Source organism: Sphingopyxis italica (genome assembly GCF_011926545.1).
Classification (GTDB): domain Bacteria; phylum Pseudomonadota; class Alphaproteobacteria; order Sphingomonadales; family Sphingomonadaceae; genus Sphingopyxis; species Sphingopyxis italica.
The window spans coordinates 576,453-598,354 of record NZ_JAATIT010000002.1 but is presented as its reverse complement, the minus strand read 5'-3'; the positions used below and the strand labels follow the sequence as shown (position 1 = coordinate 598,354).

19 protein-coding genes are annotated in these 21,902 nt (G+C 63.5%); 8 read left to right on the top strand and 11 right to left on the bottom strand.

The features are described from left to right. Nucleotides 1-50 precede the first annotated feature (50 nt). The 11 genes from tilS to wecB all read right to left on the bottom strand — a co-directional run bounded on the left by tilS (nt 51) and on the right by wecB (nt 11,343). Nucleotides 51-1,055, bottom strand: coding sequence for a tRNA lysidine(34) synthetase TilS (gene tilS / locus GGR90_RS10545; protein ID WP_167921386.1), 1,005 nt, complete (start codon nt 1,053-1,055; stop codon nt 51-53). Next, complete coding sequence (locus GGR90_RS10540; RefSeq protein WP_167921549.1) at nt 1,009-1,947, bottom strand: hypothetical protein; 939 nt, start codon at nt 1,945-1,947, stop codon at nt 1,009-1,011. The genes tilS and GGR90_RS10540 overlap by 47 nt, the downstream gene beginning before the upstream one ends. 147 nt (nt 1,948-2,094) lie before the next feature. Next, nucleotides 2,095-2,937: a helix-turn-helix domain-containing protein gene (locus tag GGR90_RS10535; protein ID WP_167921385.1), complete on the bottom strand. Its 843-nt coding sequence runs from the start codon at nt 2,935-2,937 to the stop codon at nt 2,095-2,097. A gap of 208 nt (nt 2,938-3,145) precedes the next feature. After that, nucleotides 3,146-3,721 carry a hypothetical protein gene (locus GGR90_RS10530; protein ID WP_167921384.1) on the bottom strand — a complete coding sequence of 192 codons (576 nt, stop codon included), beginning with the start codon at nt 3,719-3,721 and terminating at the stop codon, nt 3,146-3,148. A 176-nt stretch (nt 3,722-3,897) separates the two neighbouring features. Further along, on the bottom strand, nt 3,898-5,199 hold the full coding sequence (hslU, locus tag GGR90_RS10525; protein WP_167921383.1) for an ATP-dependent protease ATPase subunit HslU: 1,302 nt from the start codon (nt 5,197-5,199) through the stop codon (nt 3,898-3,900). Between the two features lie 61 nt (nt 5,200-5,260). Then, on the bottom strand, nt 5,261-6,346 hold the full coding sequence (locus GGR90_RS10520; RefSeq protein WP_167921382.1) for an FAD-dependent oxidoreductase: 1,086 nt from the start codon (nt 6,344-6,346) through the stop codon (nt 5,261-5,263). A 17-nt stretch (nt 6,347-6,363) separates the two neighbouring features. Next, nucleotides 6,364-6,930 (bottom strand): ATP-dependent protease subunit HslV, encoded by a 567-nt coding sequence (gene hslV, locus GGR90_RS10515; RefSeq protein WP_167921381.1) that lies wholly within the window; start codon nt 6,928-6,930, stop codon nt 6,364-6,366. A 52-nt stretch (nt 6,931-6,982) separates the two neighbouring features. Further along, on the bottom strand, nt 6,983-8,056 hold the full coding sequence (locus GGR90_RS10510; protein WP_167921380.1) for a mannose-1-phosphate guanylyltransferase/mannose-6-phosphate isomerase: 1,074 nt from the start codon (nt 8,054-8,056) through the stop codon (nt 6,983-6,985). Nucleotides 8,057-8,078: 22 nt separating this feature from the next. Further along, on the bottom strand, nt 8,079-8,885 hold the full coding sequence (locus GGR90_RS10505; RefSeq protein WP_167921379.1) for a class I mannose-6-phosphate isomerase: 807 nt from the start codon (nt 8,883-8,885) through the stop codon (nt 8,079-8,081). A 45-nt stretch (nt 8,886-8,930) separates the two neighbouring features. Next, nucleotides 8,931-10,226 carry a UDP-N-acetyl-D-mannosamine dehydrogenase gene (wecC, locus tag GGR90_RS10500; protein ID WP_167921378.1) on the bottom strand — a complete coding sequence of 432 codons (1,296 nt, stop codon included), beginning with the start codon at nt 10,224-10,226 and terminating at the stop codon, nt 8,931-8,933. Then, nucleotides 10,216-11,343: a non-hydrolyzing UDP-N-acetylglucosamine 2-epimerase gene (gene wecB, locus GGR90_RS10495; RefSeq protein ID WP_167921377.1), complete on the bottom strand. Its 1,128-nt coding sequence runs from the start codon at nt 11,341-11,343 to the stop codon at nt 10,216-10,218. Before wecB ends, wecC begins: the two co-directional genes overlap by 11 nt. A gap of 266 nt (nt 11,344-11,609) precedes the next feature. On the opposite strand from wecB, the gene GGR90_RS10490 reads away from it, so the two are divergent. The 8 genes from GGR90_RS10490 to GGR90_RS10455 all read left to right on the top strand — a co-directional run bounded on the left by GGR90_RS10490 (nt 11,610) and on the right by GGR90_RS10455 (nt 21,859). Continuing rightward, on the top strand, nt 11,610-12,395 hold the full coding sequence (locus GGR90_RS10490) for a metallophosphoesterase (protein ID WP_167921376.1): 786 nt from the start codon (nt 11,610-11,612) through the stop codon (nt 12,393-12,395). Nucleotides 12,396-12,593: 198 nt separating this feature from the next. Then, nucleotides 12,594-13,958 (top strand): O-antigen ligase family protein, encoded by a 1,365-nt coding sequence (locus GGR90_RS10485; protein WP_167921375.1) that lies wholly within the window; start codon nt 12,594-12,596, stop codon nt 13,956-13,958. Between the two features lie 70 nt (nt 13,959-14,028). Then, nucleotides 14,029-14,766: a polysaccharide biosynthesis/export family protein gene (locus GGR90_RS10480; protein WP_245198567.1), complete on the top strand. Its 738-nt coding sequence runs from the start codon at nt 14,029-14,031 to the stop codon at nt 14,764-14,766. A gap of 17 nt (nt 14,767-14,783) precedes the next feature. Continuing rightward, nucleotides 14,784-16,970 (top strand): GumC family protein, encoded by a 2,187-nt coding sequence (locus GGR90_RS10475; RefSeq protein ID WP_167921374.1) that lies wholly within the window; start codon nt 14,784-14,786, stop codon nt 16,968-16,970. Between the two features lie 30 nt (nt 16,971-17,000). Further along, complete coding sequence (locus GGR90_RS10470) at nt 17,001-18,251, top strand: hypothetical protein (RefSeq protein WP_167921373.1); 1,251 nt, start codon at nt 17,001-17,003, stop codon at nt 18,249-18,251. 245 nt (nt 18,252-18,496) lie between these two features. Beyond that, a complete protein-coding gene (locus GGR90_RS19460) occupies nt 18,497-19,189 on the top strand; it encodes a methyltransferase domain-containing protein (RefSeq protein WP_167921372.1) in 693 nt (230 codons plus the stop codon). 94 nt (nt 19,190-19,283) lie between these two features. After that, the gene (locus GGR90_RS10460) at nt 19,284-20,531 is read left to right on the top strand and encodes a glycosyltransferase (RefSeq protein ID WP_167921371.1); all 1,248 of its coding nucleotides are present in this window, start codon (nt 19,284-19,286) and stop codon (nt 20,529-20,531) included. Then, nucleotides 20,528-21,859, top strand: coding sequence for a flippase (locus tag GGR90_RS10455; protein WP_167921370.1), 1,332 nt, complete (start codon nt 20,528-20,530; stop codon nt 21,857-21,859). The genes GGR90_RS10460 and GGR90_RS10455 overlap by 4 nt, the downstream gene beginning before the upstream one ends. Nucleotides 21,860-21,902: the final 43 nt, after the last annotated feature.

The window sequence follows — 21,902 nt, the reverse complement described above, 5'->3', positions numbered from 1 at the left end:
GCTCCTATCCGCACAAGATAGGATAATCGGATTAAATGACAATGAGGCAATCAGGGCTTTTTAGGGGATTTCCGCCGCGGCGCCGCGGAAATGCGCCAGATCGTCCCTTCGAGGCCGCGGACGGCGTCGATCAGCAGCGCGCCGACCATCGCGCGGCGGCCCTGGTGCATCGCGGTGATCACGCCATCGAGCGAGGCGCCGCGCAAGGCCAGCTGCGGCGCGTTGGCGCGCAGGCGCTGCGCGACGATGCGGCGGAAGATTTCGGGCGGATAGCCCTCGTCGCGGATCACCGCGATATCGGAGGCGTCGGGCCAGGACGCGATCAGCCGCTCGACCGCCCAGTCGAGCGCCTCGTCGGCCTCGGCGAGCCACGCCGCCGACCGCGCCGCCGCGACCGGATCGAGCGCGGTCTGCGATCGCAGCGCATGGCGCAGCCGCGCGCGATCGAAGCGATCGTCGCTGTTGGACGGGTCATCGACGAAGGGCAGATCGTTGTCGAGCGCGACCTCGACGAGATCGCTCCGTCGCCAGTCGAGCAACGGGCGCAGAATCCGGCCATTTTTGGCGCGGATCGCGGCAAGGCCGCCGACGCCGCTCGACCGGTTGAGCCGCATCACGATCGTTTCGAGCTGATCGTCGGCGTGATGCGCGGTGACGATATGGTCGAGCGCGTTCGCCTCGCGCCACTGTTCGAGCAGGCGATAGCGTTCGGTCCGCGCCGCCGCCTGCTGCGATCCCGTGATCGGAGTGGGAGGGCGCAGCGTCGAATGCGCGATATGCTCGCGCGCGCAAAAGCCCCCGACCATCCGCGCTTCGTCGTCCGATCCCTTGCGCAGGCCGTGATCGACCGTCGCCGCCCAGACCTGCCCGGGCAGCAGGCTGGTCATCAGCCACAGCAATGCCATGCTGTCGGGGCCGCCCGACACCGCGACGCCGTAGTGGAGTCGGTGCCAGTCGGGGCCCAAAAGCGCCGCGATGCCGCCGGCCAGCCGGCCGGCGAGGTCGCGATCAGCAGCCTGCTTTTGCTTTTGCGGCGGCAGCATCGGTGCGGACATCCTGCGGCGCCTTGTCGCCATAGACTTCGTCGAGTTCGCGGAACGCCTTGCAGGCGTCGGCCTTGCGCCCGAGCTTGTCGAGCGCGACGCCCATATACATCAGGCTGTGCGGCGCGCGCGGGCCGCTCGGGCGATCCTTGTAATTATTGTAAAAGGCGACCGCGGCGAGGCTGGGCTTGCCTTCATCGAGGTAGGCGCGGCCGAGCAGATTCTGCGCAAAGCTTGCCAGACTGGTTTTCGGCGATTTGGCGACGACGGTCTTCAACTGCGCCTGCGCCTCGGGATACAGCTTGGCATCCCACAAGCGGAAGCCATAGTCATAGGCGTCCTGCGTTTCGTTACCGGTTGACGGCACTTCGACCTTTTTGACGAGCGCGAGCCGCGCAGCATCGGGCGCGCCCGGTTTCGCCGCCGGCTTTTTCGTCGGCGTGGCCGCGGCGGTCGCGGGCGCCTTCACAATGGGGGCGAGGCTCGCGGGGGTTGCAGTCGGGCCGGTGGCCGCCGGATCGATCGCCGCCGGATCGGCGAAACGTTTGTCCATTTCGGCCTTGTAAGCGGTAAACGCCTTTTCGAGCTCGCGCAGGTGATACGCATTCTGTTCGGTCTGGCCCGTCAGCGTCTGCAGCTGCGATTCGAGCGCGTCGACGCGGGCGGTCAGGTCGATCACCGGGGCATTGGCGCGCGAGCGTTCGCCGGGCGTATTGTCGGGCGCGATCTCGCCTTCGAAGAAGGTCGGATTGCCGCCCGGGAAGACCGAGCGCTGGACCGCCCGCATTTCCTTTTCGAGCCGCTCGACGCGCTTACCGATTCCATTGTCCTGCGCCGCCGCAGGCATCGCCGCGGCGAGCGCGATCGTCGCCGCTCCGAGAAAAGTGATCTGACGCATCATCATCTGCCGTTGGGTTCCCACTGATTAACCAATAGGCCGTCCATAACGCGGCAATCGGCGCCAGCGCAAACCCATTTCGGCGCGCCGGCGTTCGAGCCGGCTCGAATGACCGGCATTTCAGACCCTGTGTTGCCCTTTGACCGCGCCGGGTCAGCCCTTGGGGCGCGGGCCCGCAGGGGTGGCGGCGGCGCCGCCTTGGGTGTGCGCGACAAGGTCGACGGGTTTCAGCGAAACGCCCTTCACGAGCGTGCTGGCCGGTCCGATCGACCCGACGTCGCGGCCGCCGACGGTGACCTTCAGTGCTTGCGGGATGCTGGTGCGCAGCGTGAATTGTTCGATATAGGCGGGCGGTACCTGATAGACCTCGCCGGCTTCGAGCGTGCGCCAATTCTCGGTCTTGCCCGTCGCATCGTCGAAGCCGATCCAGACTTCCGACAGGCCGGTCAGCACGACCGGCGCATTGGCCGCGACGGCGCTGGCCTTGGTTGCGGTGGCCGGGGCGGCGTCGCTCTGCGGCGCTTCGGATTCGTCCGCGGCGCGGTTCTGCGCCGCGATCAGGGCTTCGTCGGGTTCGACCGAAAGGAAGCGCCAGACGCCATAGGCCGATGCGAGCAGCAGCGTGACGATGACCAGCGTCCAGGTCAGCCGCGCGGTGGGCAGCCGCGCGGGATCCGTCGGCTCATAGGCTTCGTAAAGCGGGCGCGAGCCATATTCGTCGTCTTCGAGTTCCTGACGCACCGCGGCGCCGATTTCGGCCTCGGGCAGATCGACAGCGCGGGCATAGGCGCGCGCGAAACCGGTGACATAGGTCCGGCCCGGGAGTTCCGAAAAATCGGACTTTTCGATCGCGGCGAGGTGGCGCTGGGTGATGCGCGTCCGCGTCGCCACGTCGGCGAGCGACAGTCCCGCCGCCTCCCGCGCCAGCCGAAGCCGATCGCCGGTGCGCGTGATCGCCAACTCGCCCTGATCGGGGGCGACGTCCTCATCCGTCATTGCTGTCTCCGTGCCGGTCGTTTGACCCAGGTTCGACCGTGTCGTCCGTTCATCGCATTGACGGCGCGAGAAAGTCAAATGAAGTTCGGTAAACGGACGGTTTGAAAAGAAGCGGATTTGGGTTTGTTGATGCGGGCCTTGAGTCGGGCGCGCGATGGCGTGAGAGTTTGCGAATTCGGGTGGACGGATGCGAAGTGCCGCGTCTTAATCATCGCTCCTCGGAAAACTGCTCGTTGCCGATAAATGCGAAGCGCAGCCCGTCACGCACCGATAAATAGCCGATTATTCCTATTAAGTCGGAATAATGATCGACGAAAGCTGCAGGACTCTCGCCGTCGCGCGGTGGATAAAAGAGGATTTCGTCGCCGTACACCCGCAATACCGAGCCCGGGGCAACGCCGCCATGTGCTTCGAGTGCTTTCGCATAGGCGTCCAAGTTTTCGAAGCTAGCGCGCTCCGGCAAAGCTTCCAGCAGCCCCTTTTCCTGAAGGCGGGCCTTCAAGCTCTCCAGCATCTCGGGGCGGGCCAACTCCGCCGTATAGTCGCTGTAGGCTTGATACATCTCTCGATCTTCGAACGTGACTATCTCGTAACCGGCAGCGTTTTTGATGCACTCGAAGTGATCGACGGTCGCGCCGGCGGTGGGTCGAATAACTATTTCAGTGCTTTGAAGATAATCCTCGAACCGGACAGATACGCCCCCGATGTCTAGTCCGCACTGGGCGAGCCGCTGTTCAATGACCTGTTCGTGCGCTGGCGGCGGTTCGGCGGGCATATCGATCATTATGGCGCTCCCCACGGCGATTGAAGAGCCGTGCCCTTGCGTTCGACCTCGTTTAGCCCCGGCACGCCCTTTGTCCACAATGGCGTGTGAAGCCGACATCTCTTTTCGTCATCCCGGATCAAGTCCGGGATGACGATTGCAAGGGAGGCCACAACCGGCCGAAGGCTGCCTTCAGCTTAAAGCACATATTTGCTGAGGTCGGTGTCGCCGACGACGTCGGCGAGCTGGCTGTCGACATAGGCGGCGTCGATGTCGAGCGTCGTGCCGCCCGCATCCTCCGCGGTGAAGCTGATCTCCTCGACCAGCCGCTCCATGATCGTCTGGAGGCGACGCGCTCCGATATTCTCTACCTTTTCATTTACTTGTGCGGCAAGTTTCGCGACGCGCGCGATGGCGTCGTCGCTGAAGTTCAGCGTGACTCCCTCGGTGCCGAGCAGCGCCGCATATTGTTCGGGAAGGCCGGCCTTGGTCTCGCTGAGAATGCGGACGAAATCCTCTTCCGAAAGCGCGCCGAGCTCGACGCGGATCGGGAGGCGGCCCTGGAGTTCGGGGAGCAGGTCGCTCGGCTTGGCGACGTGGAAGGCGCCCGATGCGATGAAGAGAATATGGTCAGTCTTCATCGGGCCATATTTGGTCGCAACGGTCGTACCCTCGATCAGCGGCAGCAGGTCGCGCTGGACGCCCTCGCGGCTGACCGAGCCGCCGCGCACGTCGCTGACGGCAATTTTATCGATTTCATCGAGGAAGACGATGCCGTTCGCCTCGGCGTCGGCGAGCGCGACGCGCGCGACGTCGTCCTGGTCGAGCCGCTTGTCCTGCTCTTCTTCGATCAGCCGCGTCGCGGCTTCGAGAACCGTCAGCTTGCGGCGCTTCTTGGGCGGGCCGCCCATCGCCTTGCCGAGCATGTCGGACAGGTTGATCATGCTCATCTGCCCCGGCTGGCCGGGCAGCTCGAAGTTCATGCTCGGGGCGTCGGCGACCTCGACCTCGACTTCGCTGTCGTCGAGATGGCCTTCGCGGATGCGCTGGCGGAAGCTCTGGCGCGTCGCCTCGCTGGCGCCCTTGCCCGTGAGAGCATCGAGCAGCCGTTCCATCGCGGCCTCCTCGGCGGCGGCGCGCACCGCTTCGCGGCGGCGGTCCTTTTCGAGCCGCACAGCCTCCTCGACGAGGTCGCGCGCGATCTGTTCGACGTCGCGGCCGACATAGCCGACCTCGGTGAATTTGGTCGCCTCGACCTTGATGAACGGCGCGTCGGCGAGCTTGGCGAGGCGCCGCGAAATCTCGGTCTTGCCGCAGCCCGTAGGGCCGATCATCAGGATATTCTTGGGGCTCACCTCGTCGCGGAGGTCGGGCGCGAGCTGCTGGCGGCGCCAGCGGTTGCGCAGGGCGACGGCGACCGCGCGCTTCGCCGCGGTCTGGCCGATGATATGCGTGTCGAGCGCGGCGACGATCGCCTTCGGGGTCAGGTCTTTGTTCATTTTGTGGAGAGTTCCAGACAGAAATTCATGTGACCGCTAGATGGGAAGGGGCCGGTTCAAGTCAAGCGGGACAGCGGAATCCGGAGAAAAGCCGCTGATGCGCGGCGACGATGCGCGCGATGCGTTCGGGCTGGGGCTCGGTCCCCCACTGGTTTCGCTCGTAGCTGCCGCCGATCACGATCCCGTCGGGGCGCGGGAACATATAGCCCGCCTCGCCCGTGAAGGCGTAGCGGACCTCGGGCTGGGGGATGAGGATCGCGAGCTGGCCCCGGATCGGGATCAATTCCATGTCGCCGAACAGCTCGCGTGCGCCGAGCCCGGTGCAGTTGAAGACGAGCGTTTCGGAGAGCGACGCGATCTCGGCGGGCGAAGCGAAGTCGCGCACCACGATGCGGCCGCCCGCACCCTCGATATCGCGCATCATCTGGCGGAGGTAGCGGCCCGTCTCGACATATATCGTGTCATATTGCCAGAGCCGCTCGACCGGGAACGGGTGCTCATCCGGGCGGAGCGCGCGTGCGGCGGGCGGGAAGGTCGCAAGCTTGGGCTCCTCGGGCGAGCCTTCAGAATAGGTCGTCAGCCAGCGCACGCCATAATCGTCGCCGACCATGATCTGGAAGCGCCGCCAGCTGTAATCGAGCGCCGCGGTGAATTGCCGCCGCCACTCCGGCGTCACGGCATCGGCGCTGAACAGGCCGAAGGGGTGGAACTGCCCGCCGGCGATGTTCGAGGTGGTATCGGGCGGCAGCGCCTTGGCGTAGACGGTGACAGGGAAGCCCGCTTCCTGCAGCAGCCGCGCGGTCGACAGGCCGACGATGCCGGCGCCGATCACCGCGACGGGGCCGCTGTGCCCGGGGGCGCCCATTTCGACCGCGAGCTTTGCGGTGCCCCAGCTCATCGTGATGCCCGACCCGCCATGGCCGTAATTATGGACGAGCCGCTTGGCGCCGAGCGTATCGGCGCGGACGACGAAGCCGCCCGGGCGATAGGGGCGGAGGCCCGCGAGGGTGCGGATGACCCGATCGGGCGAGGCCATGACGGGCATTAGGCACGATGCGGGCGTGCGCGCGGTGGTGGCCGCGCAGCCCGGGAGGGTGAGCGCGGCCGAGGCGGCAACGAAATGGCGGCGGGGGAGCGTTTGAATCACCCCGCGACCATAAGCGATCAGCCCTTGATGTCGATGGTCTCGGATGTGAACTGGTCGTTGGTGTAGACGCAGATGTCGGCGGCGACCTCCATCGCCTTCTTCGTCAGCACCGCGGGGTCCTTTTCATAGTCGGCGAGCGCGCGCGCGGCCGAGAGCGCGTAATTGCCCCCCGAGCCGATCGCCGCAATGCCGCCCAAGGGTTCAAGCACGTCGCCATTGCCGGTGATGACGAGCGTGACCTCCTTGTCGGCGACGATCATCATCGCCTCCAGATTGCGGAGATATTTGTCGGTGCGCCAATCCTTGGCAAGTTCGACCGCCGCGCGGAGCAGCTGGCCGTTGTGGCGCTCGAGCTTGGCTTCAAGGCGTTCGAAGAGGGTGAAGGCGTCGGCGGTCGCACCCGCGAAGCCGCCGATGACGCCGCCGTCGTGGAGGCGGCGTACTTTCTTCGCGTTGGGCTTCATCACCGTCTGACCCATCGACACCTGGCCATCGCCGATGATGACGACCTTGTCGTCGCTGCGGGCCGAGAGGATGGTGGTTCCGTGCCAGGGCGCGGCACTTTGCGCGTGGGGATTGGTCATGTGGCGCGATATGGGCGATGGCGGGCGGGGCCGCAAGGGGAGGGCGCGGCGGTCAGGTCTCGGGGATCGCCGCCAGATGTTCGACGATCGCCTTGACTTCCTGTGCGCGGCCTTTCGGGATGATGAGGACATCTTCGCCGTGCGTGACGACGATCAGGTCGGAAACACCGACGACGGCGATGCGCCGGCCGCTCTCGGCGCGAAGATAATTGCCCTCCGCCCCGATCGCGATAACATCGCCGATGCGGACGTTGCCGGCGTCGTCCTTCTCGCCCAGATCGTGCATCGCAGCCCAGCCGCCGACGTCCGACCAGCCGGGATCGACGGGAGCGACGACGACGCGTTCGGCGCCCTCCATCACCGCATAGTCGATCGAGTCCGACGGGCTGGCGAGAAACGCGTCGCGATCGGGATGGATCTTTGCGCCATCCTGCCGCGCCCTCGCGACGGCGGCGATGCAGGTCGAGGCCATGGCGGGATTCTGGCGTTCGAGTTCGGCGAGGAAACGGTCGGCGCGCATCAGGAAGATGCCGGCGTTCCAGTAATGGCCCCCCTCGGCGAGCATCGCCTCGGCCTTGTCACGCGCCGGCTTTTCGACGAAGCGCCGCACCGCGTGGACCCCCGGCGTACCGTTCAGCGGCTCGCCCGCGGCGATATAGCCATAGCCGGTCTCGGGATAGGCGGGAGCGATACCGAAGGTCGCGAGCGCGCCGGCTTCGACTGCGGGTCGCGCGGTCGCGATCGCGTCGAGGAAGGCCGATACGTCGGTCATCACATGGTCTGCCGGCATCACGAGGATCATCGCGGCAGGATCGGCGGCGAGCGTCGAGAGCGCGGCGAGGGCGATCGCCGGAGCGGTGTTGCGCGCCGCGGGCTCGACGATGATCCGCGCATCGGTAACCCCCGCGGCCGCCAGATCGGTTTCCACATGGTCGACATGACCGGGACCGCAAACGATGAGCGTCGCGGCGAAGCGCGTGCGGTCGGACACCCGATCGAGCGTTTGCCGGAACATGCTTTCGCTTCCGGTCAGCGGCTGGAACTGCTTCGGCGCGGCGCCGGTCGACACGGGCCACAGGCGCGTGCCGGAGCCGCCGGAAAGGATGACGGGGACGATGCTGTTCATATCAGGCCTTTAGGAAAGGAAATCAGGCGGGCCAACAGAGCAGTGCGCGAGCGCCGGACGCGAGCGCGATGCCGTCGGCGCGATCCGTCGCCACGCATTCGCCGAGCTTTACCTCTTCGCCAGCAATGCTGCATCCCTGGGACAAAGGGGTGAAGATGAAGTCGGCCCTTTCCTGCGGCAGCGAAGCCGCCGCGTCGGGGCCCGACAGGTGGAGCAGCCGGAAATGCGGGCCATCGACGAGCGGGCGGTTTTCGCTCGGGTCGACCCTGCGATCGCGTGCATCTGGCCGCGGCGCGGTCTCGGATACGGCGAGGCCGGCATCGAGATGCAGCTCGCGCGGCCGGCCATAGTCATAGAGACGATAGGTGCAGTCGACATTCTGCTGCACCTCGACGACGGTCAGCCCAGCGCCGATCGCGTGGATCGTTCCCGCCTGATTGTAGACGAAATCATGGGTATGTGCCGGGCGCCAGTCGACCATGTCGACGATCGATCCGTCGAGCGCGGCGCTGCGGAGTGCCTCGCGCGTCGTGGCGACGTTCAGCCCGACCCCAAGCTCGGCGTCCGGTTCGGCGTCCAGGACGAGCCAGCACTCCTCCTTGCCGCGCGGATAGCCTGCGGCCGCCGCGGCTTCGTCGTCCGGATGGACCTGGATCGAAAGGCGTTCGGAGGTGAAGAGGAATTTGACCATGATCGGCGCATCGTCGCCGGCGGGGTGCGAAAACCATATTTCGCCCACACGGCGATCGCCGAAATCGCCAAAATCGCGGGGGATGTCGACACGCCCCCATGGCTTGTCGACGATAATCGTTTCGAGGCGGGTAAACATGGCGCCACCATGTTGGGCCAGCCGCCGGGCGTCAAGGGTGATCGGTCAGGCTGCGCGATTGAAACGATTGCCGTTTCCGCCGTTCGGCTGGTCGAGCCACAGCCCGCGCGTGTCATAGACGATCTTGTCGACGCGTTCCTCGATCGGAATCGACTTGAAAAGATCGTGATCGACGAGGACGATGAGAAGGTCGCAGCCGGCGAGCGCGCTGTCGAGGTCGATCAGCTCGGCGCCGGTGCCGGCAAATTCCATCGGCAGGCCGCGCGCATAGGGCTCGACGATCTCGATCTGCTTGCCGAAGCGGCGCGCCAGCGCGGCGGCGACCTCGACCGCGGGGCTTTCGCGGAAGTCGTCGATATTGGGCTTGAAGGCGAGGCCGAGGCAGGCGACGCGCGCCTCCGGATGCTGCGACACGAGCATTTCGGCGGCACCGATGACATGCGCGGTCTTGGCGAGGTTCACTTCGCGCGCGGTGCGGATCAGGCGGCTGTGATCGGGCGCCCCATGGACGAGGAACCAGGGATCGACCGCGATGCAATGGCCGCCGACGCCGGGGCCGGGCTGGAGGATGTTGACGCGCGGGTGGCGGTTGGCGAGGCGAATGACCTCCCACACATCGACGCCCATATGCTCGGCCATCATCGACAGCTCGTTGGCGAAGGCGATGTTGACGTCGCGGTAGCTGTTTTCGACCAGCTTCACCATTTCGGCGGCGCGCGCCGAGGTGGTGACGCAGGCGCCGCGCACGAACTGGCGGTAGAAGGTCATCGCGCGGCGTGCGCAGCGCGGGGTGATGCCGCCGATGCAGCGGTCGTTATCGACGAGCTCGACGAGGATGCGCCCCGGCAGCACGCGTTCGGGGCAATAAGCGACGAAGATGTCGGCGGCGCCGGAGCAGGCGCCGGGGACCTTGAGATCGGGGCGGAGCTCCGCGAGCAGCGCCGCGACCTTTTCGGTCGTGCCGACGGGCGAGGTCGATTCGAGGATGACGAGATTGCCTGGCTGAAGTGTGGGGGCAATCGCGCGCGCGGCCGACAAGACGTGGCCGATGTCGGGGCGATGTTCCTCGTCGTGCGGCGTCGGCACGGCGATGACGAAGACGTCGGCGGGTGCGACCTCGGTCGAGGCGGTGAGCGCACCGCGCGATACGACGCCCTGGACGAGCCCGTCGAGATCGACTTCCTCGATATGCACCTTGCCGTTGTTGACGGTGTCGACGACATGCCGGCTGACATCGACGCCGGTAACCTTGTTGCCCGAGCGCGCGATCAGTGCGGCGGTGGGCAGGCCGATATAGCCGAGGCCGAGGACGGTGACCGTCTGTTCGCTATCAATGGGCACGCGCAACAATCTCCGCTATTCGTTCCGCCGCGCGGCCGTCCCCGAACGGGTTATGGGCGCGGGCCATGGCGTTATAGGCGCTTTCATCGTCCAAAAGGCTGAAAATTTCCGAAACGATGCGATTTTTGTCGGTGCCGACGAGCCGTGCGGTGCCGGCCTCGATGCCCTCGGGGCGTTCGGTGGTCTCGCGCATCACGAGCACCGGCTTGCCGAGCGAGGGCGCTTCTTCCTGCACGCCGCCGCTGTCGGTGAGGACGAGACTGCTCATCCCGAGCAGGCGGACGAAGTGCGGATAGTCGAGCGGGTCGATCAGCGCGACATTGGCCAGATTGCCGAGAATCGGCTCCATCGCGCTGCGCACATGCGGGTTGGGGTGGACCGGAAAAACGACCGCGACGTCGTCGCGTGCGGCGATCCCGGCGATCGCATCGGCGATGGCTTTCATGCCCTCGCCGAAATTCTCGCGGCGGTGCGAAGTAACGGCGATAATCCGCCTGCCCGAAAAACGCGCGGCCAGCGCGTCGAGGCCGGCGGCGAGCGACGGCTCTTCGTCGATCCGCACCTTGGTCGCGAGCAGCGCGTCGATCACGGTGTTGCCGGTGACGTGAATGCGCTCCGCGGGCACATTTTCGGCGCGCAAGGCGGCCGCGGCGGTTTCGGTCGGCGCGAAATGCAGGTCGGCGACCGCGCCCGCGACCTTGCGGTTCACCTCTTCGGGCCAAGGATGATAGATGTTTCCGCTGCGCAGCCCCGCCTCGACATGGCCGACGGGAATCTTGCGGAAATAGGCGGCGAGCGTCGCCGCCATCGTCGTCAGCGTGTCGCCGTGGACAAGGATGCGATCGGGTTTCTCGCGATCGAACGTCTCGCCCAGCCCGGTGACCAGCCTGGCGAGCAGGGCGTCGAGCGACTGGTTCGGCGTCATCACGTCGAGGTCGAAATCGGCTTTGATGCGCGCGATCGCGAGCACCTGGTCGAGCATTTCGCGGTGCTGGGCGGTCACGCAGACACGTACCGCCACGGCGGCTTGCCGATGCAACGCGTGGACGACGGGGAACATCTTGATCGCTTCGGGTCTGGTGCCAAAAACGGCGAATATCTTCGTTCGTGTGACCATTTGATCAAGATTCCTGTCGTGTCGGCGGCGGCCAGCATGTCGGACGAATGCGCGCCGGTTACCCCGCGCTAACCAATATTATCTTCGAATCTGTTAAGGGCCGTGCCCGGGGATTTTTTGGTCGGCGCGACCATATAGTGCAACCTTGGCTCGGGAATGCGAGTATGTTGTCATCGTTATCGGTGATCGCTAGAGGGAACGCGGACGCGGCTCCTGCGGTGCCGGTTGGTCCTTTCCTCGAATATTCGTTTGATCGGTCGATTTCCATGTTCTGGAAGCGTAAAAGCAAGGCAGGTCCGCTGGGTGCGCAGGGGCATCACGCGATACCTGAAGGGCGGCGCGTCTACGCGATCGGCGACATCCACGGTCGCGATGATCTGTTCGGTCGGGTTATAGACATGATCCGCGCCGACCATGAAGCCCGCGGGCCCGCGGAACTGACAATTATATTGCTGGGCGATCTTGTGGACCGCGGCCCTGAATCGGCGCGGGTCGTAGAGCGTGCGCTGGAGTTGAAACGCGAGTTTTCCGACACGCGTCTGCTGATCGGGAATCATGAGGAATGCTTTCTCGCAGCGCTGACCGGCGACGTTCGCCGCTTGAAATATTTCATGCGGATCGGCGGGGATGCGACGATCCGGAGTTATTGGGGCGACGATGAGGGATTCGAAATGGCAAGCTTCGACGAGGTGGCGGCGCGTCTCCCCACTTTGGTTCCCTCGCGCCATGTCGATTTTTTGGGGAATGGCGAGGACCTGATAGAAATAGGGGATTTTGCCTTTGTTCATGCCGGTGTGCGTCCCGGGGTCCCACTGGAAAAGCAGGACCGGAACGATCTGCGCTGGATACGCGACGACTTTCTGGACCACATGGGCGATCACGGCAAAATGATCGTCCACGGACATACGATAACAGCCTGTCCGGATGAGCAGGCGAATCGGCTCGGGATCGATACGGGTGCGTTCAAGAGCGGGACGCTGGCCGCACTTGGCCTGGAAGCGGACGCACGGTGGTTTCTTTTCGCTCGCGATTCAGATGCCCGGTCTGGATAAGCGCGATCCGATCGTCGAAACGTGAAGCGGATGGCGTTGCTTCGTTTCGGCTGTTGCTTTTCTACTCCTATGCACGGCAATGGACCAACGGGTCGCCCAAGCTTCGCAAGGGCGATGAAGCCCAGGATGAGATGAATAATTGTGAACCTTTCTATCGCTAAAAAATTATCCGAGGTTCGACAGAATGTCGCTGTTTGGATGCCCGTTATTTTCCTCGTGCTGGTCTTCCTTATGGGGGGCGGATCGCGCAGCGATGTTTCTTCCTTGCCGCTGTTGCGCGGTTTTTCCGTGGTGATCGCCGCATGGGCGCTGCTGAAGCTTGAGCCCGCGGACTGGCGGCGAATTCGCGTGCCGATGGCGCTCTTGGTCCTGCTTACGGCATGGATGGCGGTCCAGTTGATCCCGCTACCCCCTTCGACGTGGCATGCTCTTCCCGGCCGTGAATTCACCGCCCAGATCGACGCATTGCTGGGGCAGTCCGAGTTGTGGCGGCCATTGAGCCTGACTCCTGGCCAGACGTGGAATGCCTTGCTGGGGATGACCGTCCTGTTCGCCGGTCTTCTGGTTGCCGCGCGTCTCGGCGCAGATGACTATCCGCGCGTCATGTTCGCGATCGTCTTGCTGGGATGCGCGAGCGCCCTGCTCGGATTTTTGCAGGTTTTGGGCGGCAGCGGCAGTCCGGCATATCTTTACCGGATAACCAATGATGGCGCGATGGTGGGCCTTTTCTCCAATCGTAATCACCATGCGATTTTCCTGTCCTGCGTTACGCTGGTTGCGGCGATGCTTCTGCGGGACGAACTTATGCGCAAGCGCAAGCGCGCCGCGATCCGCGCAGGGCTGTTGACGGCCATCATTTTCCTGACGATTTGTACGGTGTTGATCGGTTCCCGCGCGGGGCTCGTCGCGACCGTCATTACATTCGTCGTCAGTTACGCGATCGTTTTGACGGCCTGGCTCGCCAAGGGCGGCCATCCGCGAGCGGAAGAACCCCGGCATCGATTCCTGTCGGGGCGCCGGCTTGTATTGGCGCTGCCGCCCGTTCTGTTGGCCCTGAGTGTGGCGGTGGTGCTCACCTTGTCGAACCGGGTGACTTCGGTCACGCGCCTGGCCGGTGAAGCGGTGGCCGATGATATGCGCATTCTGGCCTGGCCGACGATCGAGACCATGATCGGAAAATTCTGGCTACTCGGTAGCGGTTTCGGATCCTTTCCCGATGTGTACCGGATATTCGAACCCGACGCGCTGCTCCAGCCGAGCTATTTCAACCACGCGCATAATGATTGGGCGGAACTGATCATCACCGGAGGTTTGCCCTTCGCGCTGTTGACCCTGGCCGGCCTGTTCTGGCTTGTGCGACGGATAATGGCGCAAGGCGCGCGGAATCTGGTCAAGGGATATCGCGGCGACCTTCGCCTTCCGGTGGCGATCATTCTGGGCGTGTTGATGATGGCGAGCTTTGTCGACTATCCTCTGCGCGTGCCGTCGCTTCAGGTTTTTGCCATTTTGATGACGGTTCTACTATGCTGCCCACCGGCGGCGAGCAGGACTGGGCCCGAATAGGCTTGCGAGCAGGCAACTCGCGCTTCTATAGCCCGCCTTCCCGAAGAACGCAGGATCGACCGGCTTTCCCATGATCAGATTTCGATACAGTTTGATGCTAGTTGCGGCAACGCTTGCGGCGTGCGCCAAGGACGGCCCGCCGGTCGCCAGCGCGCCCGGCAGTCCGGTTCAGCTTCTCTCCGAATTGCCGGAGCCGGAAGCGCCGGACGTGGTCCGGTCGACGCGTCTCGCCTATATCGGGCCCTTTACGGAACTGCGGGTCGAGGTGTTCGGCGTGCAGGATATGCAGCGCGACATTTTGACCGACGGGAAAGGGAATTTCTCCTTCCCGCTTGTCGGGACCATCGCCGCGGCCGGCAAGACCCCCGACATCGTGGCGGGAGAAATTCGCGACAAGCTGGCCGGAAGGTACGTCCGCGACCCGCAAGTGACGGTGAATTTCAAGGCGTCGAACAATCCGCTGGCGTTGCAATCGATGTCGGTAACGGTCGATGGCGAGGTCAAGCGTTCCGGCTCCTACCCCGTTGTCGGGCGGTTGACGCTGATGCGCGCGGTGGCGCAGGCGGGCGGTATTACCGAGTTTGCCAAGCTTGAAGATGTCGTGGTCTTCCGTGACGTTGGCTCAAAGCAATATGTGGCGATTTATAATCTGGAAGCGATTCAGCGCGGCAATTATCCCGATCCGGAAATTTTCCCGAACGATGTCGTGATCGTCGGGGACTCGCCGCAGCGGCGGATGTTCAAGGATGTGCTGCAGACGGCACCGGCCTTGCTTTCGCCGGTCATCTTGCTTTTCAGAGAATTTTAAGCGGGAACTGGCTCTATATGAACGAACTGATCAACGGTCGCCAGGCTAACCCGCCAGTCGATCCGATGTCCTCTCATTATGACACGGCATCGGAACGGGGTTATTCTTCGGGTATCACGGCAGTCGAGCATGTGCTGCTTGCCGCTGCCAATCACCGGAATTGGGTGATCGGCATCATCACCGGCGCTTTGCTGCTGGGGCTGCTTGCGACATTTCTGGCAACGCCGCAATTTTCCTCGACCGCGCGCATCGAAATTCTGACGGATTCTCCGATCGCCACCAATGTCGAAGGGCAGCGCGACCGCGTGCTCATCAACGAGGTGGCCTTCTACAACACGCAATATTCGCTGCTGGAATCCGAATCGCTGGCGGAACGGGTGGTGCGCGCCGGCAATCTGACGGCGAATAAGGAATTTGCCGCTGCATTTGGTCTGGAAAATCCCGAAGCCGGCATGACCAGCGCCGAGCGGCGGGATCTGACGAACGGGGCGGCCCAAATTCTTCTCAACAGCCTGAGCGTGACACCGGTCCGCAATTCCAGCCTCGTGGACGTCAGCTTCTCCACCCCTTCGCCCCAGCTTTCGGCGAAATTGACGAACCTTTGGGTGACGCAGTTCGTCCAATCGACGATCGACCGCAGATTTGCGGCGACGTCGGACGCGCGCCAGTATCTTGAAGGCCGCCTGGCGCGGCTTCGGGAAAATCTGGAAACCTCCGAACGGGCATTGATCAACTATGCCACGAACAAGGGCATCGTCACCATTACAACGGAGACGGACACGACCGGACGTACAAGCAGCCGGACGCTCGTGGCGTCCGATCTTGCCGAGGTCAGCTCGGCACTGGCCAGAGCGCGCGAGATGCGCATCGCTGCCGAGGCGGAATTGGGGAATACGGTTACCGGCAGCGCCCAGATCAATGCGCCGACCATCAGCGGGCTGAGGCAGCGCCGCGCGGAAATCGGAGCGGAATTGGCGCGGCTCCGGACACAGTTTGGCGAAGACTATCCTGCCGTGATCTCGTTGCGCGCGCAGTTGGCGAACCTCGATCGCAGCCTCAGCGCCGAAACGGCGCGATCGTCTCAAAACAATCGCGAAGCGTATGAGGCGTCGGTTCGGCGTGAGCGTGAGCTGCAGAGCGAACTCGATGCGCTGACGGAAAAATATAACACGCAACAGCGTGAATCGATCCAAATGGCCATCCTTCAGCGCGAGGTGGATTCCAACCGCCAGCTCTATGAAGGATTGCTGCAGCGTTCCAAGGAGATCGGGGTTGCAGGCGTCGGCCCGAACAACATCTCGATCGTGGACCGCGCAAAGCCGGCAAAAGGGCCTTCCAGCCCGAGCTTGCCGCTCAACGTGGCGTTGGCGCTTCTGCTGGGCGTTGGCCTGGCGTCGGCCGTCGTGTTCCTTCTCGAGAAGATGGACAGTTCGATCCGTGATCCGCAGGAGGTCGTCAGCCGCTTTGAACTGCCGCTGCTGGGTGCGATTCCGGAGCTTGTCGACCGAGACGTCGCGGATGCGATCCTCGACAAGAAATCGGCGATTTATGAGGCTTATTTCTCGTTGATGACGAACCTGTCCTTCCTGACCGACCATGGCGCGCCGCGGTCGATCATGCTGACTTCGTCGCGACCGAAGGAGGGTAAGAGCAACTCCTCTCTCAGCCTTGCCACCGTCCTTGCGGCTACGGGGAAGTCCGTCATCCTGGTCGACGCCGACGTGCGAAACCCGTCTCTCAATCGCTATCTCGATATCCCGAACAAGCGGGGGTTGAGCCATTATCTTGCGGGTGACGACGATCTGGACGGTATGATCGCGCCCCTGGACGCCTTTGGCTTCTCGATCGTGACGGCGGGCAAGACGCCGCCGAACGCGGCCGAGCTTTTGGGCGGCGACCGTATGGGTACGCTGATCGAGACCCTTCTCGCCCGCTACGATCATGTCCTGGTCGATTCACCCCCCCTTCTGGGCCTCGCCGATGCGCCGCTGATCGCGCGCCGGGTCGAGGGCGTCGTTTTCACCATAGAAGCGAACGCGACGCGAAATCGCGAGATAGGGACCGCCTTGACGCGTCTGCGGATGTCCGGAGCGCGCTTGTTCGGTGCGATCGTGACCAAGGTAGGCGCCCGTAACCAGGTTTATGGCTATGGCTATGGCTATGGTTACGGCTACGTCTATGGATCCGACAAGGAAGCGACGTGATGGTCGCGAAAAGCTGGGCGCGATAGAGCCGTGAGCATTTTTCGGATATCCTATTGGGCGATCGCGCTGGCGCTGGCGCTGTTCGTTGGATTGTCGAGCTTCTCGATCGCCAACCGGTCGAGCTCGCCCGGGGCCGCTTACGCGCTCGGCCTGCCTTCGGCCGCGGCCGCGGGCGCGAATGTGGCGGCGGCAAGCTTCGCCGTGCGCCAGAGCGAGAACCCGAAGCTCCGTCCCAACAAAATGGAACAAGGGCTTGCGCTGAGGGCATTCCAGGTCGAGCCATTATATCCCGTGGCGCTCAGCCTGCTGATCGCCGCGCAGCCCGAAACGCAAGGTCGGCGACGCCAAACGTTGCTCGACCTTGGCAGCCAGCTATCGCGGCGCAATTCCTTTGTCAGTATGGAACAGTTGAAGGCCGCAGCTCTCAGCGGGGATAATCCGGGATTTTTTCTGTGGTTATCGCGGCTGGTGCTGACCGACAACAATCTGCGCCCGACCTACATCCGGGCGATGGCTGACGGCACCGCCCGGCCCGGAGCGGCGGAAGCACTGGCTCCGGTTCTCGGCCCCAAGCCGGACTGGGCGGAAGATTATTGGGAAGCCGTCGTTCAGCGCCGCGCCAGCCTGATGAACGCCGCCGAACTGCGGATCGCCCTGGCGAATGCGCCTTGGAACCAGACCGAGGTCACCTCGCATGACCGAACCCTCGCAGTGGGGCTCGCCACGATTGGGGAGTTCGAAACCGCGCGCCGCCTGAGCGCCGAGCTGACGGGTGGATCGCGCGCAGCGCAAAACGGCAACCTCGTCCAGAATAGCGATTTTTCTCGCTCGCCGCTTTTGCCTCCGTTCGATTGGCAGCTCGCGACCACGGGCAGCCTGGGGAGCACGATCGATCCCGGCGCGAAAACCCTGTCGGTCTCCGCCATCGGCGGTGCACGCGGTAGCGCCGCCCGGCAGCTGGTCCGCCTGCTCCCGGGGCGTTATCGGCTCCATTGGTCGCTTGCCAGTGACATGCCGTTGCCGGCAGGTGCATTGTCGGCCCGCATCGAGTGCGCTGAAGAGGGGGTGAAATCGATCCCGATCGAAGCCGTTCCGATCGTCACGGGTAAACAGACGCGCACGGTGGAAATCCCGGACGGCGTGTGCAGCTGGTATTGGCTGTCGCTGTTCGTGTCTCTCGCCGACGATGCGCAGGGCGTCGATGCGTATTTTCACGCCGTGTCGCTCGCTCCTGCGGAAGGGGGCGGCGATGTCGTCGAAGATGCCGGGACGCCGTCCTGATCGTCGGAAGGGGTAAGCCCCGTGGAATCGGCTCTCTGGAGCCAGGCGTCGATCCCCTTGCCGTTCGCCGGCGACCATTCGCCGCGGACCGGATCATCGGGTTTCGCGATACGGCGACGGGCTGGCCAAGCGGTGGGTAAAGATCGCATTTTCGGGAATGAGGAACCGCAAGATGGACCAATATAATGCACGCTAGCGTGAAAAATATAGGCAAGACACTGGTTCCTTTGAGGGTTCGAGTGTGGGTGGCCAACTATCTCGCGCGGCGTCTCACGCTGAAGCCGATCGCCCCGCGGCAATGCCCCGTTTGCGACTTCCACGGCTGGTTCGACCGCTTTGGCCGGCCGCCGCGCCTCGACGCGCTATGTCCCCGTTGCGGCAGTCTGGAGCGGCATCGGCTCCTTTTCCTGGCGATGACGCGCGGCGTGATTACCGAGGGCATCGACGAGGCGACGGACCCGGTGCTGCATTTCGCGGCGGAACCGCAGCTCGAACGCATTTTGCGCGCGCGGTTCGGCAATTACAAAACCGCCGATCTGTTCGAAAAGGCCGATCTGAAAATCAATCTCGAGGAGATGGATCTGCCGGACGGAAAGTTCCGGTTGATCATTGCCAATCATGTTCTGGAACATGTGGATGATTTCAAAGCCTCCTCCGAAATCGCACGAATATTGACGGATGACGGCATATTGGTCGCAATGGTTCCGATCGTCGAGGGGTGGGAAACGAGCTACGAGAATCCCGAAATTACCGACGAAACCGGGCGGTGGCTGCATTTCGGTCAAGGGGATCATGTCCGATATTACGGTCGCGACTTCAGCGACCGCATCGAGCGGGGCGGGCTGAAGCTCAAACATGAAATCACCGCGGAAGGAAGCGACGTCGTGACCTATGGCCTCGCCCGCGGCGAAAAGGTCTTTGTTTTCGGGAAAAGATAGTGCGGCACGGGAATCCGACAGCAGGCCTTATGGAGTCCGGGCGGGCCATGCCCTCCGGAGGTCGACACCTGTGCGGTCTACGGGCTTGAACGGCATGGCCGGCAGCGCGGACGAACCGTCGGCCTTGGTGGCCCCGCGGATCAGGTTGCTCTATTTTCACCACGCCCATGACCCGGGCGGGGCGGTGCGTAGCCTGGCGGCGCTTGTCGCCGGGCTGGACAAGCAGGCAATCGAGCCGATCGTCGCGATACCGGATCGCCCCGGGGCCGACGAGGTGCGGGCTCTACTGGAAAAAGCCGGTGCGACGGTCATCGCGGAACGGCATATTCGTCCCTTTCACGGTTCCACCGTCGTCCCCGTCGGCACGCTTCGTGAAAAAATCTACAGCCTGGCGGGACTTTTCCCGCTCGCGCTGCTTGCGCGAAAGCTGGTCAGGCGGTTGAACCCCGACATCGTGCACCTCAATTCGACGAGCGTGGTGGGGGCGGCGATCGGAACCCGGATGTCGGGCGCTCGAAAACCGGTGATCGCCCATGTGCGCGAGCCGTTGTTGCGGAACAGATGGGGGCGCTGGCTCGCCCGCCTCAATCGCAAGTGCGTCGATCATTTCATTTCGATCGACGCGGAAGGGCTTCGATCGCTCGGTCAACCGTCCCCCGCCAGCAGCGTGATCTTCAATTTCGTCGATACCGACGTATTTCGGCCCGACCCGGCGCGAAGGGCAGCCGAGCGCCTGGCGCGCGGTTGGGGCGACGATGATGTCGTGTTTTTGTCGCTGTCGCGGATAACGGCCGCGAACGGGGCGCTTGAGTTGGTACGGAGCATCGGCAATGGCGACGGCCGGATCGACAAGCACGCGAGATTTGCGATCGCGGGCTTTGAAGACGACGGCGGAACCTATCAACAACAGGTGCGGGAAGCGGTCGACCTGTCGAGCCGGTGCGATGCGATCGGTTTCACCCACGATGTCCGCGGTCTGATCGACGCCGCCGACGTGATTGTGGCACCCTTCACGACCCCGCACAGCGCCCGCAGCGTCTTTGAAGGAGCCGCGATGGGAAAGCCGGCGCTCGTCACGAAATTGCCGAATCTGCAGGAGCTGATCGTGGAGGGAGAGACGGGTCTCCCCTATGACCCGTTCGATCCGGACGAGCTGATCGACGCCGTCAACATGCTCTGCCGCCCCGATGAGCGTCAGGCCTTCTCGGAGGCCGCTTTTCGTTTCGCGGGCGAGCGGTTCGCGGCCCGGACCAATGTCGCGCGAACGGTCGCGGTCTATCACCGACTGCTGGCGACAGCGGGCGGAGACGGCGCGGCCGAAAAAGTGGCCGTACGCCCATGAGCCGCCTGGTCGTAGCCAAAAATACCGCCTGGATATTGCTCGATAATTTCGTTTCGCTGGCGTTGAGCTTTGTCGTGACCATGCTGGTCGCGCGTTATCTGGGTCCCGAACAGTTCGGCTTATTCTCCTACGCGTTCGCTACCGCCTCCATTTTCGCGATCGTCGGCCATCTTGGCCTGGATGGGCTGGTGGTGCGGGAGTTCAAGTTGCGACCCGAAGAGAATGAAACGATCCTCGGCACGGTCTTCAATCTCAAATTGATCGCTTATGCCGTCGCTGCCGCGGCGTTGATGCTTTACGCATGTCTCGCGCATGCCGGGGACCCGACCGCGATCGCACTTTTCGGCTTTGCGGCGCTTATGATCCTTTTTTCGAGCACGGGCGCATTGAACGCATGGTTTCAGGCGCGGTCGGAAAATCTGTATCCGTCGATGGCCTCGATCGTCAGCAAGGCTGTGATGGCGGTGCTGAAATTGAGCGCGATCGCCATGGCGGGAGGCGTGGTGTTGTTCGCAGCGGCGAATGCGGCCGGCGCCGCCATCGCGTTCGCATCGACATATGCCTTCTTCCGATGGAGGGGAGGGCTGCCGATCCTCAAATGGAAAAGTTCGGGGCGAGAGGCCCGCCGCCTGATGGGGGAGGGGGCTCTTCTTTTTCTCGCCGCCGCCTTTACGACGATCTACCTCAAGATCGGGCAGGTCATGCTCCAATGGATGTCGACGCCCGACGCTCTTGGCAATTATGCGGTCGCCGCGCTGTTGTCCGAGACGATATATATTCTGCCTATTGCGATCACGACTGCGGTTTTCCCCTATCTGATTCATTCCTATAATCGCTCGGCGGCGGAGTTCGACCAGCACCTTCAGCTTTTGTTCGACCTGCTCGTGATCCTTGGATTTTTGGGAATATTGGGCGTCATTTTCGTTGCCGATCCGATCATCGGCATCGTTTTTGGTGAGGAATATGACAGGGTCTACGGGTTGCTGTCGATCCTTTCGCTCGCCATTCCTTTCATGTTTTTGCGGGCGGCACTCAATCGCTGGATCGTGATAACGCGGCTCAGCGCGATCAACGTGGTCATTCAGGCGATCGGGGCGGTGCTCAATATCGCACTCGGCCTCCTCCTCATTCCTCGTTTCGGAGCGGAAGGGGCGGCGGTGGCGACGGTCGTTTCATACGGTTTCGCCACCTATGGAGCGCTCGTATTTTCGTCGCAGACACGGCCGCTGTTCGTCGCGATGTCCAGATCGCTCCTGCAGCCGTGGGCGGCGTTATACCGGCTTTGGCGCTTTGGCCAAAGCTATAGCGAGAGGCGGAATTCGGTGTAGCTTTGGCGACCATCGACATTTGGGCCAAACGTCCGCAAATCGG